The organism is Acidovorax sp. BoFeN1 (genome assembly GCF_003345135.1).
Taxonomy (GTDB): domain Bacteria; phylum Pseudomonadota; class Gammaproteobacteria; order Burkholderiales; family Burkholderiaceae_C; genus Acidovorax; species Acidovorax defluvii.
In genome coordinates, this window is sequence record NZ_QOZT01000010.1 from 16,748 (window position 1) to 41,904 (window position 25,157).

General features: G+C 65.4%; 13 protein-coding genes, 1 tRNA gene and 5 pseudogenes. 4 read left to right on the plus strand and 15 right to left on the minus strand.

Annotation, left to right across the window (positions count from 1 at the left end; all coding sequences use genetic code 11):
- Positions 1–9: 9 nt before the first annotated feature.
- The 4 genes and pseudogenes from cls to DTW89_RS04070 all read right to left on the minus strand — a co-directional run bounded on the left by cls (position 10) and on the right by DTW89_RS04070 (position 5,283).
- On the minus strand, positions 10–1,440 hold the full coding sequence (gene cls / locus DTW89_RS04055; RefSeq protein WP_114654991.1) for a cardiolipin synthase: 1,431 nt from the start codon (positions 1,438–1,440) through the stop codon (positions 10–12).
- A gap of 17 nt (positions 1,441–1,457) precedes the next feature.
- Positions 1,458–4,306, minus strand: a pseudogene (gene clpK / locus DTW89_RS04060) (heat shock survival AAA family ATPase ClpK).
- A 93-nt stretch (positions 4,307–4,399) separates the two neighbouring features.
- Complete coding sequence (locus DTW89_RS04065; RefSeq protein ID WP_114654992.1) at positions 4,400–4,969, minus strand: Hsp20/alpha crystallin family protein; 570 nt, start codon at positions 4,967–4,969, stop codon at positions 4,400–4,402.
- Between the two features lie 32 nt (positions 4,970–5,001).
- Positions 5,002–5,283: a helix-turn-helix domain-containing protein gene (locus DTW89_RS04070; protein WP_072756228.1), complete on the minus strand. Its 282-nt coding sequence runs from the start codon at positions 5,281–5,283 to the stop codon at positions 5,002–5,004.
- Positions 5,284–5,557: 274 nt separating this feature from the next.
- On the opposite strand from DTW89_RS04070, the pseudogene DTW89_RS04075 reads away from it, so the two are divergent.
- A pseudogene (locus tag DTW89_RS04075) lies at positions 5,558–5,851 on the plus strand (IS110 family transposase); the annotation flags it as partial.
- Between the two features lie 121 nt (positions 5,852–5,972).
- Here DTW89_RS04075 and DTW89_RS04080 read toward each other — a convergent pair.
- A pseudogene (locus tag DTW89_RS04080) lies at positions 5,973–6,402 on the minus strand (IS66 family transposase); the annotation flags it as partial.
- 139 nt (positions 6,403–6,541) lie between these two features.
- Between DTW89_RS04080 and DTW89_RS04085 the strand changes: the two are divergent.
- Positions 6,542–7,450 (plus strand): LysR family transcriptional regulator, encoded by a 909-nt coding sequence (locus DTW89_RS04085; protein WP_114654993.1) that lies wholly within the window; start codon positions 6,542–6,544, stop codon positions 7,448–7,450.
- A gap of 179 nt (positions 7,451–7,629) precedes the next feature.
- Positions 7,630–8,256: a LysR substrate-binding domain-containing protein gene (locus DTW89_RS04090; RefSeq protein ID WP_114655033.1), complete on the plus strand. Its 627-nt coding sequence runs from the start codon at positions 7,630–7,632 to the stop codon at positions 8,254–8,256.
- Positions 8,257–8,288: 32 nt separating this feature from the next.
- Here DTW89_RS04090 and DTW89_RS04095 read toward each other — a convergent pair whose 3' ends face one another.
- From DTW89_RS04095 to DTW89_RS04110, 4 genes are all read right to left on the minus strand, one after another.
- Positions 8,289–10,145, minus strand: coding sequence for a tyrosine-type recombinase/integrase (locus DTW89_RS04095; protein ID WP_114654994.1), 1,857 nt, complete (start codon positions 10,143–10,145; stop codon positions 8,289–8,291).
- Between the two features lie 238 nt (positions 10,146–10,383).
- Positions 10,384–10,457: transfer RNA gene (locus tag DTW89_RS04100), tRNA-Gly, on the minus strand.
- Positions 10,458–10,586: 129 nt separating this feature from the next.
- Positions 10,587–12,656: a Cache 3/Cache 2 fusion domain-containing protein gene (locus tag DTW89_RS04105; RefSeq protein ID WP_114654995.1), complete on the minus strand. Its 2,070-nt coding sequence runs from the start codon at positions 12,654–12,656 to the stop codon at positions 10,587–10,589.
- A 147-nt stretch (positions 12,657–12,803) separates the two neighbouring features.
- Positions 12,804–13,715, minus strand: coding sequence for a pseudouridine synthase (locus tag DTW89_RS04110; protein WP_201740941.1), 912 nt, complete (start codon positions 13,713–13,715; stop codon positions 12,804–12,806).
- Positions 13,716–13,851: 136 nt separating this feature from the next.
- Between DTW89_RS04110 and DTW89_RS04115 the strand changes: the two genes are divergently transcribed.
- Positions 13,852–16,035, plus strand: a complete 2,184-nt coding sequence (locus tag DTW89_RS04115; RefSeq protein WP_114654997.1) for an AsmA family protein — start codon at positions 13,852–13,854, stop codon at positions 16,033–16,035.
- A gap of 355 nt (positions 16,036–16,390) precedes the next feature.
- Here the strand turns inward: DTW89_RS04115 and DTW89_RS04120 are convergent, their stop codons facing one another.
- From DTW89_RS04120 to DTW89_RS04145, 6 genes and pseudogenes are all read right to left on the minus strand, one after another.
- A complete protein-coding gene (locus DTW89_RS04120; protein ID WP_236637024.1) occupies positions 16,391–19,681 on the minus strand; it encodes an error-prone DNA polymerase in 3,291 nt (1,096 codons plus the stop codon).
- A 31-nt stretch (positions 19,682–19,712) separates the two neighbouring features.
- A pseudogene (locus DTW89_RS04125) lies at positions 19,713–21,223 on the minus strand (Y-family DNA polymerase).
- Complete coding sequence (gene imuA, locus DTW89_RS04130) at positions 21,186–22,043, minus strand: translesion DNA synthesis-associated protein ImuA (RefSeq protein ID WP_114654999.1); 858 nt, start codon at positions 22,041–22,043, stop codon at positions 21,186–21,188. Before imuA ends, DTW89_RS04125 begins: the two are co-directional and overlap by 38 nt.
- Positions 22,044–22,363: 320 nt before the next feature.
- Positions 22,364–23,663, minus strand: a pseudogene (locus tag DTW89_RS19955) (HD-GYP domain-containing protein).
- A 109-nt stretch (positions 23,664–23,772) separates the two neighbouring features.
- Complete coding sequence (locus DTW89_RS04140; RefSeq protein ID WP_024814972.1) at positions 23,773–24,411, minus strand: 3-oxoacid CoA-transferase subunit B; 639 nt, start codon at positions 24,409–24,411, stop codon at positions 23,773–23,775.
- A 2-nt stretch (positions 24,412–24,413) separates the two neighbouring features.
- Entirely contained in the window at positions 24,414–25,121 is a 708-nt protein-coding gene (locus DTW89_RS04145; RefSeq protein WP_114655034.1) for a CoA transferase subunit A, read from the minus strand.
- Positions 25,122–25,157 lie beyond the last annotated feature (36 nt).

Below are 25,157 nucleotides of genomic sequence, written 5' to 3' on the forward strand. Positions count from 1 at the left end.
GTCGTGCCGCTAGAGAATGGGGGTGAACAGACGGGCCACCCCGTCGCGCAAGCGGATGGCCAGCGGGCGGGCGCGCAACGCCATGGCCGATATCTCGTTCGATGCATCACGGGCGGCATCAAAAAGGGATTCCAGCCGCGTAGACAGCGCGGTGTCGTACACCTCCACATTGAACTCGAAGTTGAGGCGCAGGCTGCGCGCATCCCAATTGGCCGAACCCAGGCAGCACCACTGGCCGTCTATCAGCATCAGCTTGCTGTGGTCGAACGGGCCAGGCCGTTCGAAGATGCGTACACCGTGCTCCAGCACCTGCCAGTAGTGGGCGCGCGCGGCCCATTGCACCGTGGGATGGTCGCCGTTTGCGGGCGTCAGCACCTCGACGCGCACGCCGCGCAACGCGGCCGTGCTCAGCGCCGCCATCATCGTCTGATCGGGCACGAAGTAAGGTGTCCAGATGCGCACCGAATGCTTCGCCGCGCTCAAAGCGCCCATGAAGGTCCAGCGCATCCTGTCCAGGGCCTCATCGGGACCGGCCTCGATGCCGCGCGCCCAAGAGGTTCCTTGCTCATCAGCCGTTGCGGGCGGTTCGCCCCAGAAACCCTTGCTGAGCCGCTCGCCCGTGGTATCGCACCAATCATCGGTGAAGCACCGCATCAGATGCGCAACCACCGGCCCGCGCAGACGAAAGTGCAAATCGTGACAGGCCTGCTCCGGCGCATCGGGCCGCCAATACGGGCTGAAGATGTTCATGCCGCCGGTGAAACCCGTCTCGCCATCGATCACCAGCAGCTTGCGGTGATTGCGCAGATGCGCGGCATGCAGGCGCGCGGGAATCAACGTCGGGTTGAACGTCGCCGCCGGAACGCCGGCGCGCTGCAAGGCGCGGTAGGCGCTGCGGGGCGTCCAGCGGGCATACACGTCGTCGATCAGCACCCGCACTTGCACGCCGCGCTCATGAGCCCGGCGCAGCGCATCGACGAACTGCGCCCCGATGCCTTGGCTGTCGAAGATGTACGAGGCCAGCGCGACGCTGTGCCGCGCCGACTCGATGGCGGCGAGCATGGCCGGGTAGGCCTGCTCGCCATCGACAAGCGGCTCGATGCGGTTGCCGCCGGTCAGCGACTGGCCGGTGGCGCGTCCCACCAGGTGGGCCAGACCGGCAAGCGGCGGCGATACAGCCTCGGGCATCGTGGGCGAGAGGTCCTGCCGAACAGCAGGATCTGCCCCCGGGAAGAGCCGCCGCGCCCGCCGCTGGTAACGGTTGATGCCGAACAGCCCATACAGCAGCGAACCGCCCAGCGGCAACAAGGCGATCAGCAGTACCCACAGCGTGGCCGATCGAGGGTCACGCTTGTAGATGACCGCGTGCCCCGCTGTGGGGATAGCGACCGCCAGCGACACGAGGGTGGCTGCCCATGTCAGCCCGTTGGGGTCGGACACGACAGCCTCCCCATGACTCAAGATTCGCCGCCCGCTGACTTCTTCTTGCGCGCAGGCTTGCTCGCGTCGCTAGGCGGCGTCTCGGCCGCGTTCGCGGCATCGGGCTTCTCAGGCTCGGCCGGCTTCGCGGGTGGCTCCTGGCGCTCGAAGACCACCCGTTCGGCCTTGTCGTCCCAGCGGGCGCTGGCGTGATCGGCCTTGCCGATACCGCCACCCAGCATCTCGCGCGCCAGAGCAGTTTCCAGCTCGCTGCGGATCAGCCGCTTGAGCTCACGCGCGCCGAACTCGGGCTTGTAGCCTTCCTCCGCGAAGTGATCGATCAAGGTCTGATCGAAGGTCAGCGTCACGCCCTGGCTGGCGGCGTTGCGGGCCACACGATCGAGCTGCAGGCCGACGATATGGCGGATCTCCTCCTTGCCCAGCGCATGGAAGACGATGATCTCGTCGATGCGGTTGAGGAACTCGGGGCGGAAGTGTCCGCGCAGCACGTCCATCACCTCGCCCTTGGTCTTCTCGTATTCCTCGCCGGCGGCGCCACGGGCCTTCAGCCGACGCTGGATGATGTCCGAGCCCAAGTTCGAGGTGGCGATGATGATGGTATTGGTGAAATCCACCACCCGGCCCTTGCCGTCGGTGAGCCGCCCGTCGTCGAACACCTGCAGCAGGATGTTGTAGACGTCGGGGTGAGCCTTCTCGATCTCGTCCAGCAGCAACACGCTGTAGGGTTTGCGCCGCACCTTCTCGGTGAGCTGGCCACCCTCGTCGTAGCCGACGTAACCCGGAGGCGCCCCCACCAGGCGTGCCACGGTATGGCGTTCCCCGTACTCGGACATGTCGATGCGCAGCAGAGCACCTTCATCGCCATAGATGGACTCGGCCAGCGCCTTGGCGAGCTCGGTCTTGCCCACGCCGGTCGGCCCGAGGAACAGAAAAGTCGCCACCGGCTTGCTGCCTTCGCGCAGGCCCGCGCGCGACAACCGCACGGCATCGGCCACCGCGCGCACCGCTTCGTCCTGGCCCACGAGGCGCTCGTGCAGCCGCTGCTCCAGATGCAGCAGCTTCTCGCGTTCTTCCACCGTCAGCTCGTTGACCGGAATGCCGGTCAGGCGCGAGACGATCTGCGCGACATGCTCGGCTTTGACTTCGGCACTGCCCGAGGCGCGCTCGCGTTCCCATTCCTCGACAAGCTTCTTGAGTTCGGCCTCTTTGGCCTCGATGTGCTTGCCAGCTCGGCGGCCTTGTCGTACTGCTTGCGCGAGGCCACATAGTCCTGCTCACGCCGCAGCTGGTGCAGTTCGGACTCCAGCTCCTGCACCGCCACCGGGCGGGCCGTGGCCGACAGCTTCACGCGTGCGGCCGCCTGGTCGAGCAGGTCGATGGCCTTGTCAGGCAAAAAGCGCGCGGTGATGTAGCGGTCCGACAACTCGGCGGCGGCGATGATCGCATCCTCGGTGATGCTGACCTTGTGGTGCGCCTCGAAGGTGTCGCGCAGGCCGCGCAGGATCATCATGGTCTGCGCTACCGTCGGCTCGGGCACCATCACCGGCTGGAAGCGACGCTCCAGCGCGGCGTCCTTCTCGATGTACTTCTGATACTCGTTGAGCGTGGTGGCGCCGATCAGGTTCAGTTCGCCGCGCGCCATCATCGGCTTGAACACGTTGGCCACGTCCAGCCCGCCTTCGCCGCCACCCTGGCCTGCACCGACGATGGTGTGCACCTCGTCGATGAAGAGAATCAGCTCGCCCTGGTGCTCGGTCACTTCCTTGAGCACCTTCTGCACGCGCTCCTCGAACTCGCCGCGGTACTTGGCGCCTGCCACCATGGCGTTGATGTTGAGTTCGACCAGACGCTTGTCGCGCAGCGTCTCGGGCACTTCGCCGGCGACCATGCGCTGCGCCAGCCCTTCGACGATGGCGGTCTTGCCGACGCCGGGCTCGCCGATCAGCACCGGGTTGTTCTTCTTGCGCCGGGCCAGCACTTCGATGGTCGTCTCGATCTCCTGCGCGCGGCCGATGACCGGATCGAGCTTGCCCTCGCGCGCCATCTTGGTGAGGTCGCGCGAATACTTGTCGAGTTCCGGCATGTTGGTCGGCGTCTCGGCGCGGCCATCCTCGGCCCCTTTGCCGACCACCTTGCTTACCTGCTGGCGCAGCGCTTGCGGCGTGAGGCCGTAACGGCGCAGCAGGTTGGCCGCCAAACCTTCGCCTTCCTCGGCGAGCCCGATCAGGAAATGCTCCGGCCCGACATAAGAGTGGCCGAGTTCGTTGGAGGCCACGAAAGCACGGCTGAGCGCGTCCTTGACCCGGGGCGACACGCCGATCTCGCCCTCGAACGGCTTATCGCCGCGCTTGGCTTCGGATTCGATCTGGCGCTTGAGGTCATCGACCTTGATCTTGAACTGCCCCACGATGGTCTTGACCACGTCGCTGTCGGATAGCGCCAGCAGCAGGTGTTCGGTATCGACTTCGGCGCGCCCGAACTCTGCAGCGTGTCGGGCGGCCTCCTGCAATAGGGCCTCGGACTGTTCGCTGATACGGCTGGCGAGCCCACTGCCGCGACGGCGCGCGGTGCCCGTACCGGCCGGGGCGGGTTCGCCGAACGAGGCATCGACGACCTCGTCGGTATCGGCCGCCATGGACGGTGCGTCGTCACCGATGCGGAAGAAGTCGCTGCCAAGGAAGTCTTCGAACAGCCCGCTGCGCGAGCCGAACAAGGCTTCCAGCGGTGAGACGGTGCGCTTTTGCTGGCGCACCAGTTGGCGATAGTGATCGTCACACAACAGCATGGTGCTGTGGCGACCATTGAGATTGGCTTCCACCCGCACCGTGGCGGGCTGGCCGCAGACTTGGCATTGTTTTCTGGCCATGCTGATGCTCCTGTAAAGATTGATCTGACGAGGCACCGCCGATCACGGTGCCTCATCTCTTTGTGGTTTTTGAGAAAAACGCGCTGCCCCGCGTCAGCCGTTGATCGGGATCGAGCGCCCCTGCTTGGGCGTACTGGCCTCGCGCTTTTCCATCGTGATCGTGAGCACGCCGTTCTTGAATGCGGCATTGATCGATTCCTGGTCGGCGTTGTCAGGCAGGTTCAGGGCACGCTGGAAACTGCCGTAGGAGCGTTCGATGCGATGGAAGCCACCTTCCTTCTTTTCCTGCTCCTGGCGCTTCTCGCCCCGTACCATCAGCACGTCGTTGTCGAGCGTGATCTGGATATCCTTTTCCTCGACGCCGGGAACCTCCAAGGAAATCTTGTACTGCTTGTCGGTTTCCTGGATGTCAAGTGCCGGCTTCAGCATGCCCGGCCAGTCCGACGGCCATCGCGGCATGGCCAGCGCCGGGAAGCCGAAGCCTCGAAACGCATCGTCAAAGAGGCGGTCGATCTCGCGATGCAATTGCAGGATGGGACTGACGGGCCCACCCGCCACCGGCAGGTCATTGCGCTGCACCGGCAGCGAGGCAGTGCTCTGTTGTTCTTCCTGCTCCTTTTTGAACCAGTTCCAGGGAGCCAATTTCTTGAAATCAATGTCCATGTCATACCTCCAGAAATCAATTGAAGACTCACTCAATCCGTTTGCCTGCGGCTATGGATAGCGCGCCCAGGCAACACGGGATGTTTCGCTGACTTCGGCTGCTCATCTGTGCGTATCACCTCCTTCTTTCTGCCTGCTTGGATCTGATCATTGATCCATCGATCGATTTCACTTTGACGAAACCGCCACGTCCCGCCGACCTTGAAGGCCGGAATTTCCCCGTGCGCGGCGAGCCGGTAAAGCGTCCGCTTGCCGACTTTCAAGTAGGCAGCCAACTCGTCGAGTGTGAAGATCGCCTGCTGGCGCGCTGTCATACCACCCCCACAAGTTCCGTCGTAACGCGGCCTCGCTCGAGGAAATTCTTGCAAGATATTGCGCATAACATGCCGAAAGTCAAGAGTCAACATCCAGCGATCTGCTGGCCGATTGATGTGACTCAATCGTAAGCAGCCAGGAAACAAATGTTGGCTGCCACCGCGATGGTGCTCCCCAAGTCATCAATCTGCAGCCATGTGAAAGGGGAAGTCCATGAACGAGATTGCCCGAGTCGGGGTGGATCTGGTCAAGCGGGTTATCTAGGTGCATGCGGTGGATGCGCGCGTGGTGGTTGCCAAGGCGCTGGCCGCTGACAAGTTTGCGGCCTGGTGCGCGGAGCTGCCTCCCGGCTGCCTGGTGGCCCTGGAGGCCTGCGGCGGTGCGCATCACTGGGCACGCAAGCTGCGCGGCTATGGGCTGGATGCGCGGCTGATTGCAGGCCACTTCGTCACGCCCTACCGCATGGCCGGCAAGGGACGCAAGAACGGTGCGGCCGATGCCGCAGCGATCTGCGAGGCGGCAACCCGCCCGCACATGCGCTTCGTGCCGGTGAAGCCGCCGGCGCAGACGCTGCTGGCCAGCCATCAGCTACGCAAACCTCCCGATTCACTCACGCAGCTTATTCCTGCTTGCCTAGGGACGACCATGTAAGCGGCAGATGGTCGGAGTCCTTTGCGACCAGCACCTACGCGAGCAGCCCGGAGGTGGGGATGCCCTTGGCGATGATCTCCGCCGGGACCGGCGCCTGGGTCAGCGTTCGGCACCTATGCGCAGGTCCACTTGCCGCGGATGTGGCACTCGACAGTGAACACGCCCGGCGTGTAGTCCAGCTTCTCGCTGATGCGCTTGAGCGCACAGCCGCACGCGCAGCGGGTGTTCTCGGGCTCGTGGTGGCAGTCCACGCGCGGCAGGTCCGCCGGCAAGGCGGTGCGCTTAGGCATCGCGCCAGGCGTAGCCGGCGGCTTCTTCTTGCCCAGCAGTTCCTGGAGCTGCGCCTCAGCCGCGGCAAGGTCGGCGTCCAGAGCCTCGTCGAACAGCGCGCGTTGTTCGGCATCGAGCTGCTCGCTCTTCTTGCCGAACTTCAGGCGTCGCAGCTGGGCGATCTCGAACGAGAGCTTCGCCGTAGGCGCTGACATGGGCGAAAAGCATCCGAGCATCACCCCCCAGGATGGCTCTCATCTCGATACAGAGGTGAATCCTCCGCACTATTCGGCTCCCTACGATGATATGGACTGATCACATCGGTAGGGAGAAAGCATGAACTTACGCAATCTTCGCTGCTTCATCGCCGTAGCCGAGGAACTGCACTTCGGCCGGGCTGCTCGACGGCTGCACATCGAACAGTCTCCACTGTCGCGCACGATCCGCCAGATGGAGGCGGATTTAGGGGTGCCGCTGCTCAACCGCTTGCCACGCAGTGTTCGTCTCACACCGGCGGGACAGGTCTTCCTCGAAGAAGCCCGGCGCGTACTGCTGGCCTTCGAGCAAGCGCAGACCAAGGCACGCGCCGCAGCGAACCAGCGGAACACGCTGCGCATCGCACTATCTGGTGACATGGGGCAGGCCCGCTTGTCGGCGTTGCTTGCGCTTTGCCGCGAGGAGGCACCACAGGTCGGCATTCGGATATTTGAAACGCCACTGGCGCAGTTGGTGACTGGACTGCGCAACGACTTGTATGACGCAGGTTTTGCATTGGCTGGTGAAATGGACGCCGGCATCGTCGCCATGCCGGTGTGGCGAGACCCGCTGGTGGTGGCTTTGCCCGCCAGGCATCCGCTGCTGGCTTTCAAGGAAGTGCCGCTGGAGGAAGTGGCGAGCTATCCGCTGGTGCTGTGCGATCCCCAGGTCTGCGAAGGTTGCAGCCGGCAGCGCGAACGGCTGCTCCGCACGGTGGATGCGCAGCCGACGGTAGCCGAGTACGTCAAGACCCATTCCCTGATGCTGGCCCTCGTGGCCGCCGGCTACGGCGTGGGCTTTTCGAGCGCGGCGCATCTGGCGGGTTGCCATCAGGCCGATGTCGTCGTGCGGCCGCTGGCCGACGAGACCGCTTCGCTGACGACCTATCTATTGCGACCCGAAGGCGAAATCATGGAGCCGCTGCGGCAGTTCATCGACCGCGTGGAGTGTGTCGGACGCCCGCAAGGCACCGATCAACGCCCGATGTGACGCGGGGATTTTGGACGGTACGATTCCCTTTCGGTCTGGACCTTGACCCGCATTGCATCGGCGGCCGACCTTTTGCGTCACGGGCATGGATGGCGAATCGGGCCTATCCACCCGGCATCAAGCAAGGCACCTTCAAGCTGTCGAGGTCACAGCAGTGACGCAGAACGCATGAGCCCTTGCTGGATGCGAGCGATGCCTCCACTGAAATCCGGGTGGCTGTGCTCGGCGAGTGGGAGCCTTCACCGCTTGCCGACTTGCTGGCGTTGCAGCGCGCCGAAGAGCCAGAGACCGCCACCGCCTTGATCGGATGCAGTGCCACAGCGCAGGCGCAGGAACTGCCGCACGATAACTTTGACTTGGCCCTGTCCACAGCCGCCTGGGAGTGGCCAGGCTGGGTGTGCGAGCCGTTGTGGCATGACACGCTGGCAGTCGCCGTCGCCAAGCGCTCGCACCTGCTGTCCTACCGTGAAGTGCCTCGCCAAGAGCTGCTCAAGCAGCCGTTGATCTGCGCGCAGTCAACGGCCGACGAGCCGTGGCGCGCGGTGGCGCATGGCCTGGTCGAGGATGCACCGCAGGGCCATGAGCAGACCGTCAGCACCTTCGACATGGCGATGACGCTCGTCTCCGCGGGCTACGGCATTGCCGTCGCACCCGCCGCGAGACTGACCTGCTACCTGCGTCGCGGCATCGCCGCGCGGCCATTGGCTGGCGCACCCATCATCGTGATGGCCTACCTGCTTCGCCCGTCCTCGTCCTTGACCGAGCCCCAGGAAAGATTCGCCCGCCGCGCGCGCTCCGTGTCCTGAGACAGGGGCGCGCACTGCTGGGCGCTGGCGCGCTACGCAAACGCCACCTGCTGCGGGGACCACTCGCTTTCCTTCACCGTCGTGCTCACCGCCATGATGATCTTGTCGAGATTTGTGGCACTGACGCTTTCCAGGGCCGAGCCGCCGCGCAGCTTCGCGCGCGGCTGCAGGAGCGCGTTGTAGATCTGCCAAGGGTCGGCGCCCCTGGTCAGCTTGAGGACCGCCTGGATCAGCGCGTGCTTGACCGGATCGAGATGCCAATCCGGCACGCGCTGACCACGGTTGCCCAGGTTCAGCGCCAGCAGGTTGCCGGCCTTGATCTCGTAGCTGATCCACCGGCGGGACTTGCCCGCCATCTTCGCGTACTCGGCGACTGGCAGGTTGTGTGGTGCCTCGAAGACATCGACCAGCTCCATCCGCTGGCGCTGTATGTCGGACAGCGGTTCCTCCATGACGGAACGCGGCAACGGCACTGCGGGCAGCCGATGCGTCTCGGCTGACACCAGTGGCATCGCGTCTCCCGGCCTGGTCACGATCAGGAGCGGCGCCGACGCGGCCGCTGGTTTGGGTGGCGCACTCGCGGCTTCCTCATCCGAGAGGACGGGCACGCCCTCCAAATGAATGGTGAGCGGCATGCTCGCTGCCTCGACCATGTTCTGCTCGAAGAGATCGAGCCGGTCGGCCCAATCCTGCATCATCCGCCGCCGCTGCTCGACGTACTCGGCGTGGTTGTAGGTGGCACTGACCTTGTTGGGATCGACGTGCGAGAGTTGCGCGTCCACCCACACCTTCGGGTAGCCGATCTCGTTGAGCGCGGTGGACATCGTGCCCCGGATGCCGTGCCCGGTCAGCAGGTCGCGATAGCCCATGCGCTTGAGCGCGCCGTTGAGCGTGTTCTCGCTCATGCGCTTCTTCAACTCGCTGTCGTGGCGGAACAGATAGTGCTGGGCCGGTTTGAGCTGTTCGAGCAGGTGCCGGACGATCTCGATGGCCTGCACCGACAGCGGCACGATGTAGGGTGGAATGTCCTTGGGCAACTGGCGCTTCCTGCGCATGCCCACCTGGAGCTGCTTCACGACCTCGGGCGGGATGATCCAGAGGCCCCGATCGAGGTCGAACTGATCCGGCGTCGCCAGGCGCAGCTCGCCCGTGCGCACGCCGGTGAATAGCAGCAGCCGCAGACCGAGCTGGGTCTGCAGCCGGCCACGATACTTGCGCAGGCGCTGCAACAGCTTCGGCAACTCGGCCATGCGCAGGAACGGGTTGTGGTTCACCGGGGGCAGCGGCAGCGCCACCACGTCGAGGTCGGAAGCCGGGTTCTGCTCCAGGCCCGGCACGACCACCAGCGCGTAGCGGAACATCTGGTTGAACCACGTCCTGACTTTCTCGGCGACGGAGAGCGCCTTGCGCCGCTCGATCCTGGCGATCACTTCCAGCAGGTCAGGGCGTTTGATGTCGTAGATCGAGCGCTTGCCCAGCAAGGGCAGCACATCCTTGGCGAAGACGCGAGGGAGGATCGAGAGGGTGGTCTGCCGGCCCTTCTTGAGGCCGAGTTCGCGGTGGGCAAGCCACTTCTTGTAGATCGCCTCGAAGGTGTTTTCACCGGCGAGTTTGACCGCGGCGCGCTTTTGCTTGCGGTGAAGGCGCGGGTTGATGTCCTTGGCCACCAAGGCGCGCGCCTCGTCACGCAGGGCGCGTGCCTCACGAAGGGACACCTCGGGATAGGTGCCCAGCGACATGCGCTTGGGCTCCTTCATCCAGTAGTAACGGAAGTGCCAGCTCTTGCTGCCCGTGGCCGTCACGGCCAGGGAGAGACCATCGATGTCTGGAAGTGTGTAGGCCTTGCCGGTGGCTTTGGCTTGGCGGACCACCAAGTCTGAGAGTGCCATGCTCTAGCTCCTGAACATGAGTCAGGAACCAGATGCTTAACCCATCGACCTCAGCGCCCTAGCAACAATCCGGAAGCCGTCGTGCCCGCAAAAATGGACACAAAAATGGACATAAACGTCGTGGCTTCAGGTGGATTTCCGTGGAGCCCACTGGAACATCGAGGTGTCGAAAACTCAACCAGAATCAACGACTTACGATGCCTCTTGGACTTCCTCAGAATTCCCTGGAACGATGCAGTGGAGCGGGTGATGGGAATCGAACCCACGCTATTTGCTTGGGAAGCAAAAGTTCTACCATTGAACTACACCCGCATAGCCTCGCATTATAGGCGCCTCCACCGGCGCAACCTGGGTGCGCGCCGCCACACGATGGGGCGGCGCGGGGGCTGCATAAAAGTGCAACAGACCACAGTGCGGCGGCACGCACCGCTGGCTTTTGGCTCAGGCGCCCAGCCGTTTCTGGCCTGCCCGGCCAGAGGCCGGCGATTGCAATGTGCGCTGGCCCGAATCGCCTGTGTTGCCCAGGTTGAAGCGCGCAATCGCCATCACCATCTGCTCGGCCTGTCCGCTCAGGCTACTGGCAGCCGCCGCCATTTCTTCGACCAGCGCGGCGTTTTGTTGCGTGCTCTGGTCGAGTTGCGTGACGGCCTCGCCCACCTGGCCCACGCCCGCAGTCTGTTCGTTGCTGGCGGCGCTGATCTCGGACACCATGTCGGCCACGCGCTGAATGGAACCGACCACCTCCTGCATCGTGGTACCCGCCTGATCGGCCAGCACCGATCCTTGCTGCACCATGCTGCTGCTGGCCCCTATCAGCTCCTTGATGGCCTTGGCTTCGGCAGCGGTGCGCTGCGCCAGATTGCGCACTTCGGTGGCCACCACGGCAAAGCCCCGGCCCTGCTCGCCCGCACGGGCTGCCTCGACTGCCGCGTTGAGCGCCAGAATGTTGGTCTGAAATGCGATGCCGTCAATCACGCCAATGATGTCGGCGATTTTCTGGCTGCTGGCGTTGATGTCGTGCATGGTGCGCACCACCTGCGACACGACTTCACCGCCCTGCGCTGCCACCCGGCTTGCGCCCACGGCAAGCTGGTTGGCCTGGCTGGCGCTGTCGGCGTTGTGGCGGATGGTGGCCCCCAGTTGTTCCATGCTGGCTGCCGTTTCCTCCAGCGCGCTGGCCTGGCTTTCGGTGCGGCCAGAAAGGTCCTGGTTGCCCTGCGCGATTTCGGTGCTGGCGGCCGACACGCTGTCGGCACTGGTGCGCACCGTGCCCAGGCTTTCCACCAGACGCACGCGAAACCCTTCCATCGCCAGTGCCAGAGAGCCGATTTCATCGCGGGAGCGAACCGACACCGCGTGCGTGAGATCACCATGCGCCAGATAACCGAGTGCCGTACTCAGTTGCTGCACCGGCACCCCCACCAGCCGGCGCGTGGCCGCCACCAGCACCACGGCCAGCAGCACCAGCGCCACGGCAAGCCCCAGCCACAGCCAGGTGAGCACATAGCGCGCCTCGCCCATCATTTCAGCCAAGGGTGCCTCGGCAACGATGGCCCAGGACCAGGGCTTGTAACGTTCCACGGCCACAAAGCGCGTGGCGCGGTCGCCCTCCGTGCTGCGCCGTGGTGACCACGCCGACTCCAGATCGCCGGCCTGATCAATCGCTGCCAACGAAGCCAACCAGGCCTTTGCGTCGTCGTCCTTTTCATCCACTTTCAGGGATTTGCCGGCGCCGGGCAGGCCAAAGACACTGCCACGCGCAGGGCCCGACGAAAGGTTGACGGCATACACGGCACCCGAGGTGAAGAGCTTTTGCCCTGCCATCACGGTTTCGAGCTTGCCCAGAATGGCGCCGATGTCGGAGCCGATGTACAAAATGCCGATGGTGCGGTTGCCTTCACGAATGGGCTCGTACACGGACATGTATTCGCGGCCAAACAGGCTGGCACGGCCGATATACGTCTTGCCCTCGTTCATCAGGCTATAGGCCGGGTGGTTGCGGTCCAGCATCGTCTTGAAGGCGCGCTCACCGTCCTGCTTTTTGACGGAGGTGGTCACGCGGATGAAGTCGTCGCCCGTGCGCGCAAAGATGGTGGCCGTGGCACCCCCGCTGATTTTGAGAAACTGGTCCACCACATTGAAGTCACCGTTGAGAGCCGCACCCTCATACGACAGCACGGCCTCGGCCTTGCCATCTGCCCCGGGCACTTCGGCCACTTCAAACTTGCCCGGGAAATTGGCTTTGAAAATGGCAAAGTCATGGTGGGCTTGGTCTTGCGCGGTCTCGTCAAAGGTTTGCACCAGCGCGCGCACCTGGGCGGCGTATCGGCTCGCCTCTTCGCGCGACATGCGGCCAAAATCTTTCCAGAGCAGGCCGCTGACGATGCCCATGGTGACCAGCAACACCACCAGCAAGCTGACCAGCGCAGCAAGCGACAGCTTGAAGGCGACGGAGCGATGGGCCGCAGGCTTGGGCCCAGATGTGGGGGCGCTAGTCGACGTGGGGTTCATTGATTTTTCCGCTCGCGGTCATGTGCCCACAGCTTGTTTTCAGTTCAATTTGCAGGTATTCCTACACGAGCCGCAGCTAACAGGCTCTGTCGCAATATCAACAATCTGTGTAATAGATACACATAAATTGCATCTAATGGTAAACCCTTAGTCCTGCAAAATCAACCGCTGTTGGCTCTCAAACACCCGGGGCCCCCTCGTCAAGGGGTCCACAAACTCCAGCGACCGCGCCAGCAGCTGCAGGGGACGCGAATAATCGCCTTCGGGGGCATCGTTGACGACCGGATAGAACGGGTCGTTGCGCAGCGGCAAGCCCAGAGCGGCCATGTGCACACGCAGTTGGTGGCGTTTGCCGGTGATGGGCGACAGCCGGTACAGGGCCCAGTCGCCCGCCACCTGCAACACCTGCATCCGGGTGTGGCTGTTGGGATCGCCGGGCACTTCGTGCATGCGAAAAAACTGTGGGCTTTCCTCCAGGCGGCTGCGGTGGTCTCGCGGAAAGTGCACATCGCCGTGCCACGGCGCAACGGCGTCGTAATGCTTGGTGATCTGGCGGTCGCGAAATAGCGCCTGGTAAGCACCGCGCGTGCGCTGCTGCACCGAGAAAAGCACCAGTCCGGCGGTATCGCGGTCAATGCGGTGCAGGGGCGACAGCTCGGGCAAATCCAGGCGGCGCTTGAGGCGCACCAGCAACGTTTGCTGCAGATAGCGCCCCGAAGGCGTCACAGGCATGAAATGCGGCTTGTCGGCCACCAGCAGGTGCTCGTCCTGGTACAGCACTGTCTCCGCAAAAGGCAGCTCGGGCTCAGACTGCAGCTGGCGGTAGTAATACAGGCGAATGCCGCCCTCGAAAGGCCGGTGCGGCAGCACGGCCACGCCCCGCTCATCCACCACGTCGCCCGCTTGCATGCGCTGCAGCCATTCGCTGCGCTGCACGCCCGGCAGGCGCTGGGCCAGAAAATCCAGCATGCTGCCCTGCCCTTGCGAAGGCAGCACCACGCAACTGGGGCCCACGCCGTCGCGCAGGGGCAAGACAAAGGCATGGCGGGGGTTGTGCATGGCGTGCAGATTTTAGGACGCGTTGGCTGCACGGCCCGCGCTGGTGCGCACGGGCTGTAGGACAACTGCGCCAATACGCGCTTCGCCCTGCCGGATCGGCCAAAAAGCGGGCGCAGCGGGCTAGCATTGCTTCCCCATGACAGAACCCCTGATGGATAAACACACCGTGCCGGCAGCCGCACCTTTAGAGCCCGTGCCACCATCGCCTCGCCGCAAAGGACCGCGTCTGATAGCGGGCCTGGCAGGCAGCCTGCTCGGGTTGCTTTTGATCGGCGCCGTTGTGCTCACCCAGCTGGACTGGAACCGTTTCAAGCCCTGGCTGAACGAAACCCTGAGCGAGGCCACCGGGCGACCCTTTGCAGTGGAAGGCGATCTCTCGGCTTCGTGGCAGTGGCCGCAGACGCAGGACGAGGGCTGGCACCGCTGGATTCCGGGCGTCACGCTGCAAGGCACACAGCTGGTCATGCAGGACCCGCCCGGTTTTGCCCGCCCTGGCAAGACCGCCGGGCCCCGGCCCATGGCGCGCGCCGAGATGGCACGCGCATCGCTCAAGCTCTGGCCCCTGCTGGCGCGCGAAGTGGCCATCGACACGCTCGAACTCACCGGCCCCGATGTCGCCCTGGCCCGCCTCAGCGACGGCCGCAACAACTGGACGTTTGAACCCCGGCGCAGCCCCGACGACATTTCGCCGCGCTGGACGGTCAACATGGATCGGCTGGTGGTGCACAAGGGGCAGCTTGCCTACGCGGATGCCGGCAGAAAGCTGGACCTGAGCGCGCATATCGCCACCATCAACGAAGCAACCCCCGCCTCCGGTGCGGCAGAGCCGGCAACGCCCGCTTCGACCACCACGGCCCCCGTGATCCCCGCCAACACCGCGGTCTACGGCGTGCGCTTTGAACTGAAAGGCACCCTGGGCAAGGCCCGCATCGAGGGCGAGGGCAAGGCAGGCCCCGTGCTCTCGCTGCGCAATAAGGAGGTGAACTACCCGCTGCAATTCACCGTCAGAGCCGGCAGCCTGGAGACCGCCGTCGAAGGCATTCTGGCCAACCCCGGCGCGCTGTCGGGCATGGACCTACAGGTGATGCTCAAAGGCGCCAGCATGGCCGACCTGTATGCGCTGACCGGCCTGGTGTTGCCCAACACGCCCGCCTTCCAGACCCGGGGCCGTTTGCAGGGCAGCCTGCAGCCGGGCCGGGCGGTGTGGGACTACCGCGATTTCACCGGCACCGTGGGCCAGAGCGATCTGCATGGCCATCTGCGCTTTGCGTCGGGAGCGCCGCGCGGCAAGCTGTCGGGCAGCGTCACCTCCCGGCAGTTGCGCCTGGCGGACCTGGGGCCCGTGCTCGGCACGGCCACCACGCCGTCCTCCAGCGCGGGCCGCAGCGGCAAACTGCTGCCCGATGCCCCGTTTGCCACCGACCGCTGGAACGCCATGGACATGGACCTGAAATTCTCGGGACAGCGCGTGATCCGGCCCGGCAGCCTGCCGCTGGAAGACCTCAGCGTGCACGCCCTGCTCAGCGATGCCGTGCTGCGCCTGGACCCGCTGCACTTCGGCGTGGCCAAGGGCCAGATCGAATCGACGGTGGTGCTGGACAGCCGCAACAAACCGCTGACCGTGCGCCTGGACACGCGGGTGCAAAACCTGCGACTGGCCTCGCTGTTTCCCGAGGTCGAGCTCACCCAAAAGAGCCTGGGCCGGCTCGATGGCGCGATGGCACTCAGCGGCAAGGGCAACTCTGTGGCGCAATGGCTGGGCACCAGCAGCGGTGAGGCCCGCCTGTATGTGCGCGACGGCACCCTGAGCCGCGAACTGCTCAACCGCGCAGCGCTCAACGTGGGCAGCATCGTTGTGGGCAAGCTGTTTGGCGACGACAAGGAGGTGCAGCTGCGCTGCGCCGTGGCCGACCTGGCCGTGCGCGAAGGTGTGGCCACGGTGCGCACCGGCAAGCTCAGCACCAACGAGGCCATTGTGGACGCCAGCGGCACCATCGACATGGCCCATGAGCGCCTTAACCTGCACATCAAACCCGAATCGCTGCAGTGGAAGTTCTTCTCGCTGCGCACCCCGCTGTATGTGCGCGGCAGCTTTGCCAATCCCGATGTAGGTGTGGAACCCGGCCCGCTGCTGCTGCGCGCAGGCGCGGCGATCGCGGCGGCAGTGGTGGCCCCGGCAGCGCTGGCGCTGCTGCCCGTGACAGTGCCGGGCGCCGACGACGATACGCAGTGCGCCCCCCTGCTGGCGCAGGCCACACAACCGGTCAAGGCGGGCAGTGCGGGCAAGCCTGCAGCGCCTGCGCGCCCTGCGCCGCGCTGAAAATCGCCCGCAACACGGCGCTATGCCGGCGCCCAGATTACTCATATTTTGATAGCTGTTAGCGCTTTACTCATAAGCGCTACAGGCCATTTTCATTAAAACCTTGAAAAAGGCGGTATGCCACTGACGGCAGCCAGGATGGCAAACACTTGCAGCGATGCTTCAAACCCTCATGAGGCTCCATGGCCTGCGTTCAACCTGCAAACGGCAGTTGACCGCTTCGTACCCTTTGCCCAGCCGCACGAAATTTATCGTTGTTGATTTCGATGGCCTTCACCTGATGGGTGAAGCGCTATGCACCCGGCATTGCCGCGCTCTGGGCGCCGGCGGGCGCATCCAGCTGCCGCTTCCGGGTTCAATGAAAATCCCGGCTGCCCTGCAACGCCTGCGCCATGCGCCCCAGCAGGGGCGTGAGGTCTTTGAAGCGCTGGGCCACCAGGTGGCGCACCACGGCCTGGCCGTCGGGCCCATGGGGGCTGCACTGCCACACGCCCTCCACCGCCAGCAGGCGCGCACCCAGTAGTGGCTGACGCCAATGCTCCACCAGTGCGGGCCACACGATCACGTTGACGGGGCCGGTCTCGTCTTCGAGCGTGACAAACATCGTGCCCTTGGCCGTGCCGGGGCGCTGGCGCATGGTGACGATGCCGCAGGCGCGCACCTTGCGGCCGTTGGGTGCGCTGTGCAGCTGCAGTGCGGTCTGCAGGCGCCAGCGGGCCAGGCGCGGGCGCAGCAGGGCCAGCGGGTGGCGACGCAGGGTGAGACCGGTGGCTGCATAGTCGAAGACGATTTCCTCGCCCTCGTGCGCAGCGGGCAGCGCCAGCGGCACTTCGTGCACGGGCACATCGCGCCACAAGGCAGGTGCGGTGTGCTGCGCAGCGGCATCCCACATTTGTTGACGGCGGTGGCCCGAGAGGCTGGCCAGCGCATCGGCTGCGGCCAAGGCCTGCAGGTCTTGCTGGCTCAGTTGCGCACGCAAGGCCAGGTCTTCGGTGCTGGTGAAACATGTGGCAGGCACGAATTCGGGCGCTAGCTCGGGTGCGGGTGCAGCGCCTGGTTTGCCCGCCACGGCCGCGTCGTGCAGCGCTTGCCGGATCTGCACCAGCCGCTGGCCCGCAGCGGTGGCCAGGCCACTGACCAGCCGCAGCCCCAGGCGCACAGCGGGCTGGGGCAGTGCCACGCCCGGCACGGCGGCCAACGGGCCTTCGAGGGTGCAATCCCAGTGGCTGGCCAGCACATCAATGGGCAGCACGCGCACGCCGTGACGGCGCGCGTCTTGCACCAGTTGCGAGGCGCTGTAAAAACCCATGGTCAGTGAATTGAGCAGCGCCGCCAGAAAACACGCAGGTTCGTGGCACTTGAGCCAGCTGCTGGCATAAGACAGCAGTGCAAAGCTGTGGGCGTGGCTTTCAGGAAAGCCGTATTCGCCAAAGCCCAGCATCTGCTGAAAAATGGCCTGTGCGAATTCGGTGCGGTAGCCGCGTGCCTCCATGCCGCCGATCAGCGGGCGCTCGAACCGGTGCACGCCGCCCTTGCGCTTCCAGGCGGCCATGGACCGGCGCAGGTCGTCGGCCATGCCGGGGCCAAAGCCCGCCGCGATCATGGCGATCTGCATCACCTGTTCCTGAAAGATCGGCACCCCCAGCGTGCGCGCCAGGGCGGCTTCGAGTTCGGGTTTTTCCAGCTCCAGCGGCTGGCCGTGCCGCCGCCGCTCGCGCGCCTGCAGGTAGGGGTGCACCATGCCGCCCTGGATGGGGCCGGGGCGCACGATGGCCACCTGGACCACCAGGTCGTAGAACACGCGCGGCTGCAGGCGCGGCAGCATGCTCATCTGCGCGCGGCTTTCGATCTGGAACACGCCCACGGTGTCGGCGGCACAGATCATGTCGTAGGTGGCCGCATCTTCGCGGGGGATATCGGCCAGCCCCCATGGCTCGCCGCGCAGCACGGCACGCAGCTGGAGGCAGCGGCGCAGCGCGCTGAGCATGCCCAGCGCCAGCACATCGACCTTGAGCAGCCCCATGGTGTCCAGGTCGTCCTTGTCCCACTGGATGACGGATCGGCCCTCCATGCTGGCGGGCTCCACCGGCACCAGGCGCGTGAGTTTGCCCTGGGTGAGCACGAAGCCACCCACATGCTGGCTCAGGTGGCGCGGAAAGCCCTTGAGCTGTGTGGCCAGCTCCAGCCACAGCGCCGCCGTGTGCCGGTGCAGCGGCACACCCAGGCCTTTCGCCAGTTCTTGCAGACGGTCGGCAGCAATGCCTTCGTCAAACCAGTGGTGGTCTTTGGCAAAGGCATCCACCAAGGCGGGCGCCACGCGCAGCGCCTTGCCCACATCGCGCAGGGCGCTGCGCGTGCGGTAGGTGGCGACCACGGCGGTAATGGCGGCGCGCTCGCGGCCGTATTTGGCGTAGATGTACTGGATGACCTCCTCGCGCCGGTCGTGCTCAAAATCGACGTCGATGTCGGGCGGCTCGCTGCGCTCCTTGCTGATGAAGCGCTCGAACAGCAGGTGCGAATCTTCGGGGGCCACCGCCGTGATGCCCAGCACATAGCAGACGACCGAGTTGGCGGCCGAGCCCCGCCCCTGGCACAGGATGCCCTGGCTGCGCGCAAAGCGCACGATGTCGTGCACTGTGAGGAAGTACATCTCGTACTGGCAGTGCGCAATCAGCGCAAGCTCCTTGCGGATCTGTGCGGCAATCCAGTCGGGCACCCCTTGCGGATAGCGGCCCATGGCCCCCTCTTGTGCCAGCCAGGCCAAGGCCTGGGCCGGCGTCATGCCGGAGGGCACGGTCTCCAGTGGGTACTGGTAGCGGATCTCGCCCAGGCTGAAAGTGCAGCGCGCTGCCACCGTGAGCGTGGCGGCCAGCAGCTCGGGCGGGTAGATGCCTGCCAGGCGCACGCGCTGGCGCAGGTGGCGCTCGGCGTTGGGCTGCAGGGCAAAGCCGCATTCGGCCACGCTGCACCCACGCTGCACGGCCGTGATCACGTCCTGCAGCGGCTTGCGCGAGCGGGCGTGCATGTGCACGTCGCCCGCCGCCACCAGCGGCAGGCCCAGCGCCGCGCCCGCACGCTGCAGCGTGGCCAGCCACAGGCTGTCGTCGGGGGCCAGATGCAGCTCTACCGCCAGCCAGAGGTGGCCGTCAAAATTCAAGCCAAATTGGGCTCTAGCGCTTGATAGGCAAGCGCTGACAGCTACAAAATCAGAAGCATCCATGCGCTCGCGGCACGGGGCCAGCAGCAGCTCGCACCCCTGCAAAAGGCTGAAGGGGCTGCCCGGGCCTACGTGGTATTGCCCCTTGGGCGCCGCCGCGCGGGCCGCGGTGATGAATTCGCACAGATTGCCCCACCCCTGCGCATCCCGCGCCAGGGCCACCAGTCGCAGGTCGCCCCACACAAACTCGCTGCCCACGATGAGGTGCAAGCCGCATTCCTTGGCCGCCTCCCAGGCACGCACCACACCCGCCACCGAGCCCTCATCGGTCAGCGCCAGGGCCTGGTAACCCAGTTGGGCGGCACGGGCCACCAGTTCCTTGGGATGGGAGGCACCGCGCTGAAAACTGAAGTTGGACAGGCAATGCAGCTCGGCATAGCCCGGCAAGGGCGCAGGCGATGGCATGGCGCCCCCGGATGGAGCGGACATTGCGGACGGCATGGAGGAAGACGCCATGGTCTCACCCAAAAATGCCGTGCAGGAACCAGCGGTGCGGCTGCGCGGCCGTCATCGCGTCCTTTTGCGTCGCGTCCTTTTGCACCGCACCGCCTGGCTGCGGTGCCAACCGCTCACGAAACACCCACACCAACCCCGCCACATCGTTGTGCGCCACAAAATAGTCGCGCAGCGCCAGGCCAGCGCAGGCATTGCCCGGGTCGCCAGCGCCCTCGTCCTCGGCCGACCACCAGCCCGCCTCGAACCGGTGCGGCCCCGCCAGCAGGCGCAGCACGCCGTGGTGGCAGGGGCGGTTGCCCTGCACCGCCAGCCGCCGGGGTGGGCGCAGCAGCCAGGTGGGCCACAGGGTGGCATCGGGGGCTTTTGTGTCGGGGGTCTGGATGCCGGGGGGCGCACAGCCATGGCCCAGCACCTCGGCCGCAGGGCACCACTGCTGCATGCGCTCGGGCCGGTGGTCGGCCTGCAGCACGGGGGCCACCACATGGTCGGCCCCCAAGCGGGCCGACAGGCGTTCAAGCAACTGGTGCAAGGCCTCGCCGGGTGCTCCACCCGGGTCGTCACGGCCACCGCCCACGCCATCCCCGGACGGCAGCAAACTGGCACTTCGGTGCGGCAGCGGGGCGGATTCGAGCAGGCGCAGCGTGATCTGGTTGACCGGCGCCGCCAGCGCCGTGCGCGCCAGGTTTTCAGACAACAGGCGCCGCAGGTGCGCCATGTCTTGGGTGGCCTGGGCGGTGCGCACCGGCAGGGCCTGCGTGGGGGCAATGACCACGCCATCGATGCGCCGCAGGTCGTGGCGCCAGGCCAGATCCAGCGCCAGTGCACCCTGCTGGCGCGCCTGCAGCCAGCCCTGCAGGGCCGCGAGGCAGCGGCTGGCACTCCAGAGCAGCGCATCGGCCGACTCGGCCAGTGCGGGCAGCTCGGCGGTCAGCGCAAACTGCTCGGGCAGCTCCAGCCAGGCATGGGCTTCGGGGGCATCGCCCAGGGCCTGATCCAGCACCCTCAGTACCTTGGCACCAAAACGCCGGGCCACCCCGGCACGCGGCAGCGCCCGCAGGCCCCCCAAGTTCGGCAACCCATGCGCTCCAGGCTGGCCACATGCGGGCGCAGGGCGGTCAACGTGTGCAAAGGCAAGCCCTCCACGTTGTGCCCTGATGGCGCACGCCCGGCCTGCGCCATGCGCAGCCAGGCCTGCGCTACCAGGGCTGTCGGCCCGCAGCCCCACACCGCCTGCGTGCCAGGCGGTGGTACCCCCGCCTCCCGGGTGGCTGGGTGATCCGGCAGCCCGACCGATGCATCGGCCCAGGCCTGCAGCACCTGCGCCAGCAAGGCATCGCGCCCGCCCCAGAGCCGCTCGGTGGTGGACACCTCCAGCAACACCGCTTCGCCATCCACCAGCGCCACGCGCGGCGTAAAGCGCAAGGCCCACCAGCCCGCCGCCGCCGCTTGCATGGCAGCGCCCGGAATTGCCGCGGGCTCATCGCACCAGGGCAACGGCAGCGCGATCCAGTGCATGGTCTTTCCTCTCTGGCATGGCCCTCAGAGTCCTTGGTGCCAGGCGCAGCGGCAATGCTTGTGCGGGGCTGTGGCGCACCACCGTTGCACGGGCCACCACCTGCGCAGCGCGCCGCCGCTCGGCCTGCGCCGCCAGCACCTGTGCCAGACGGGGGTGGCAGCCCGGCAGATCCAGCCCCTGCACCAGGGGCGGGCCCCGGCGCTTGAGGATCTGCACCTGCATGCCGGGCGATATGACGGTATCCCCCGGCAGGGCCAGCCCCTGCACCTGAAGCCGCAGCAAGGCGGGCGATGCCTGCGGTGCTGCACTGGCCGGGCGAAACACCCACAGCAGCTGCTGCTGTTGTGCCGCTGCCAGCTGCAACCTGCGCAAGGCGGCAGATTGCGCCTGGGGCAACCAGGCCATGACAGCCAGCACTTCACGACAGCGCAGCGCCTGCTCGGCCGCCCAGAGCGCAGCCTTGGCGTTGTCGGCACGCACCACGCACAAGCGCTCTGCCAAAAGCCCCTGCGCCTTGAGTGCCGGGACAAAAGGTTCACACGGTGGCGCCACCACCACCACGCACCCCACGCGCCGGGCCGCTGCCTGCGCCAGTGCGGGCAACACCAGCTGCCATTCGTGCAGGCCCGCCATGGGTTGCAATACCTCGCTCAAGGCTCCCACGGGCCAGCCACCGCCTGGCAGTTGTGCATCGAGCTGCGCATACCCCGAAGGCTGCGCTGGCTGCGGGCCCGCACCCAATGCGTCCGCATGCCAGACACCGGGCACGGCAGACGGCAGGTCGAACGCAACCCGCAGATGGGGGCGTGGTGCAGGCATGGTGGTACAGGGGCTTCAGAAAACGAAAACACTGTAAATATAACCAGTATTTCGAATGCTGGGCCAAAACTTGCCACAGGGTTTTGGGCGGTCGGCCCTTCTTGCCTGCGCCCAACGAAGCAAGCGCCACCATGGCGCCCGCAAGACAGCAGCAGGTGAACGCGCGCCATGGTCCCGCCGCAAGGCGGCCATCCATGACCATGCCCCGGCGCCCCAGCGCATTGGCACAGGGCAACCCTGCCGCCCCCAGTTGGTTTGTCGTGACGGCCGCCCACGGTTCTGGGCGAACCATGGCAACCGTGTTTCCGAAAGGCTGACGGCTACAACTTGCGCATCGCCCAATCACACCAGTCGGCCACTGCCGCATCCGCAGGGCTGGCGCGGTCCATCAGCTGGGGCCAGCGGCGGTAGCAGGCGTTGACGATGCTTTGCAGCTGCCACAGCGCTTCGCGCCCTACCAGAGCGACTTCGGCCAACCCCAAGGCGTCGCCTTGCAGTTGTTCGAGCAGATCGCCTTGCTGCCGAGGGTGGGATCCGGCTTCGATCAGCGCCTTTTGCAGTGCCTGCAGCCGGATATCGGCAAAGGCGAACACACTGCCCGGCACTTGCCTGGCGGCGGGGGGCAATGCCGCCTTGAGCTGCTCCCATTGCTCAAAGGCGCCCGCCAGGGTATCGATTTGCACCGGCGCGTCGGCGCCCAGGGGCATCAGGGCGGAATCGCGCGCCACGTCTTCCTGCAGCAGGGGCAGTACATGGGCCACCAGTGCGGCCGGGAACTTGCGGTGGTTCAGGCGCAGCACCAGAGACAACCGCTGGGCGGGCATGTCGGTGTATTTTTCGTAGAAGGCCGTCACCACCTCGGCCAGCAGCAGGATGCGCCCCATGGGCGAAATTTCCGCCCCAGGCAAGCCGCGCGGATAACCGCTGCCATCCATGCGCTCGTGGTGCTCTAGCACGGCAATCTCCACCGATCGGGGATAAACGCCGGCATCCTTGATGCATCAGCATCGAGGTGATGGGATGGGCCACCAAATGCTTGCGCTGCACACCCGTGACCTTGTTGAGGGGGTCCATCCAGGAGGGATCCATGTGCAGCACACCGGCGTCATGCAGCAGCGCGGCAGCGGCCAGCGGCACGCAATCACGTTCGCTCAGGCCACTTTTCAGCCCCAGAAAAACGGCCACCATCATCATCTGCAGGCTGTGCTCGAAAAGGCCGGGCCGCTGGTCACGCATGACGGTGAGCTTGAAGGCAACAGGATCGGGCAGAGAAACGGAGCGCAAAGGCGCCAGCAGCTTGCCTGCAGAACCCAGGGCCTGCGCCAGCATCTGGGGCAAGACGCCCTGTTCGGCCAGATCCTGCCCGGCTGCAATCAGCGCCGACACATCCACCGCATTCTCGACCGTGAGGTGCCGATCGATGGGTTCGCGCAGCTTGTGCTGCACCAGCCGGTCGTAAAGGCGGCTGTCGATGCGGGCCCCTTTTTCCACCAGCTTGATGCCGTTGTCGGTATAGATGGCGTCCTGGGTTACCACCGCACGCCGGTCGGCCATGTCGGTGAGCGCACGCAGGTAGTGCGGGCTGTCAGGAGCAGTGGCTGCCAAAAATGGATCAGTCATGCGGAAACTTCAAATGGGACTGCCTTGAATATAAGACCATAGCGGTCGGACTTCGTTGGCAAAAGGCCCGCTTGCGCGGGCCCTTCTTGAGTGAAGTCAAGCTCTGTCCTCACTGCAGCAGCGTGACACCCGTTTTGGACTGCAGCGTGTCAAACGTCACGCCAGGCGCCAGCTCCACCACCTTGAGGCCCAGCGGCGTCACGTCCATCACGGCCAGGTCGGTGATGATGCGGTCCACCACGCCCACACCCGTGAGCGGCAGCGTGCACTGGGGCAGGATCTTCATGTCCTCGGTGCCGTCTTTCTTGCGCGCCACATGCTCCATGAGCACGATCACGCGCTTGACGCCAGCGACCAGGTCCATGGCGCCGCCCATGCCCTTGACCATCTTGCCGGGGATCATCCAGTTGGCCAGGTCGCCCTGCTCGCTGACCTGCATGGCACCCAAAATGGACAGGTTGATCTTGCCGCCACGGATCATGGCAAAGCTGTCGTGGCTGCCAAAAATGGACGAGCCGGGAATGGTGGTCACGGTCTGCTTGCCGGCGTTGATGAGGTCGGCGTCCACCTTGTCTTCTGTGGGAAACGGGCCAATGCCCAGCATGCCGTTCTCGGACTGCAGCCACACTTCCTTGTCGCCGGTGAAGTTGGCCACCAGCGTGGGAATGCCGATGCCCAGGTTCACATAGAAACCGTCTTCGAGTTCTTGGGCCGCACGGGCGGCCATCTGGTCTTGGGTCCAAGGCATGGTCAGGCTCCTGCTTTCTCTGTGACAGTTCTTTTCTCGATGCGCTTTTCAGGGTGGGCGTTGTGCACGATGCGGTGCACATAGATGCCGGGCAGATGGATCTGGTCGGGATCGATTGAGCCCGTCTCCACCACCTCTTCCACCTCCACGACGCACAGCTTTCCGGCCATGGCCACGGCAGGGTTGAAATTGCGTGCCGTCAAGCGAAACTGCAGGTTGCCCGACTGGTCGGCGCGCCAGGCCTTGACCAGCGAGACATCAGGCACCAGCGAACGCTCCATCACATAGGTTTCGCCGTCGAACTCGCGCAGCTCCTTGCCCTCAGCCACGATGGTGCCCACACCCGTTTTGGTGAAAAAGGCCGGAATGCCGGCGCCACCCGCGCGCAGCTTCTCGGCCAGCGTGCCCTGGGGCGTGAATTCGAGTTCGAGTTCCCCGGCCAAGTACTGGCGCTCGAACTCCTTGTTCTCGCCCACATAGGACGAGATCATTTTCTTGATCTGGCGCGTTTCGAGCAGCTTGCCCAGGCCAAACCCGTCCACGCCCGCGTTGTTGGAAATCACCGTGAGGTTTTTCACCCCGGTATCGCGCAGTGCATCGATCAATGCCTCGGGAATACCGCACAGGCCGAAGCCACCCACGGCCAGCAACTGGCCATCGGCAACCACGCCCTCAAGGGCCTTGGCTGCAGAAGGAAATAACTTTTTCACCACGCTCTCCTTGATAGATTGGATACGCTACGATAC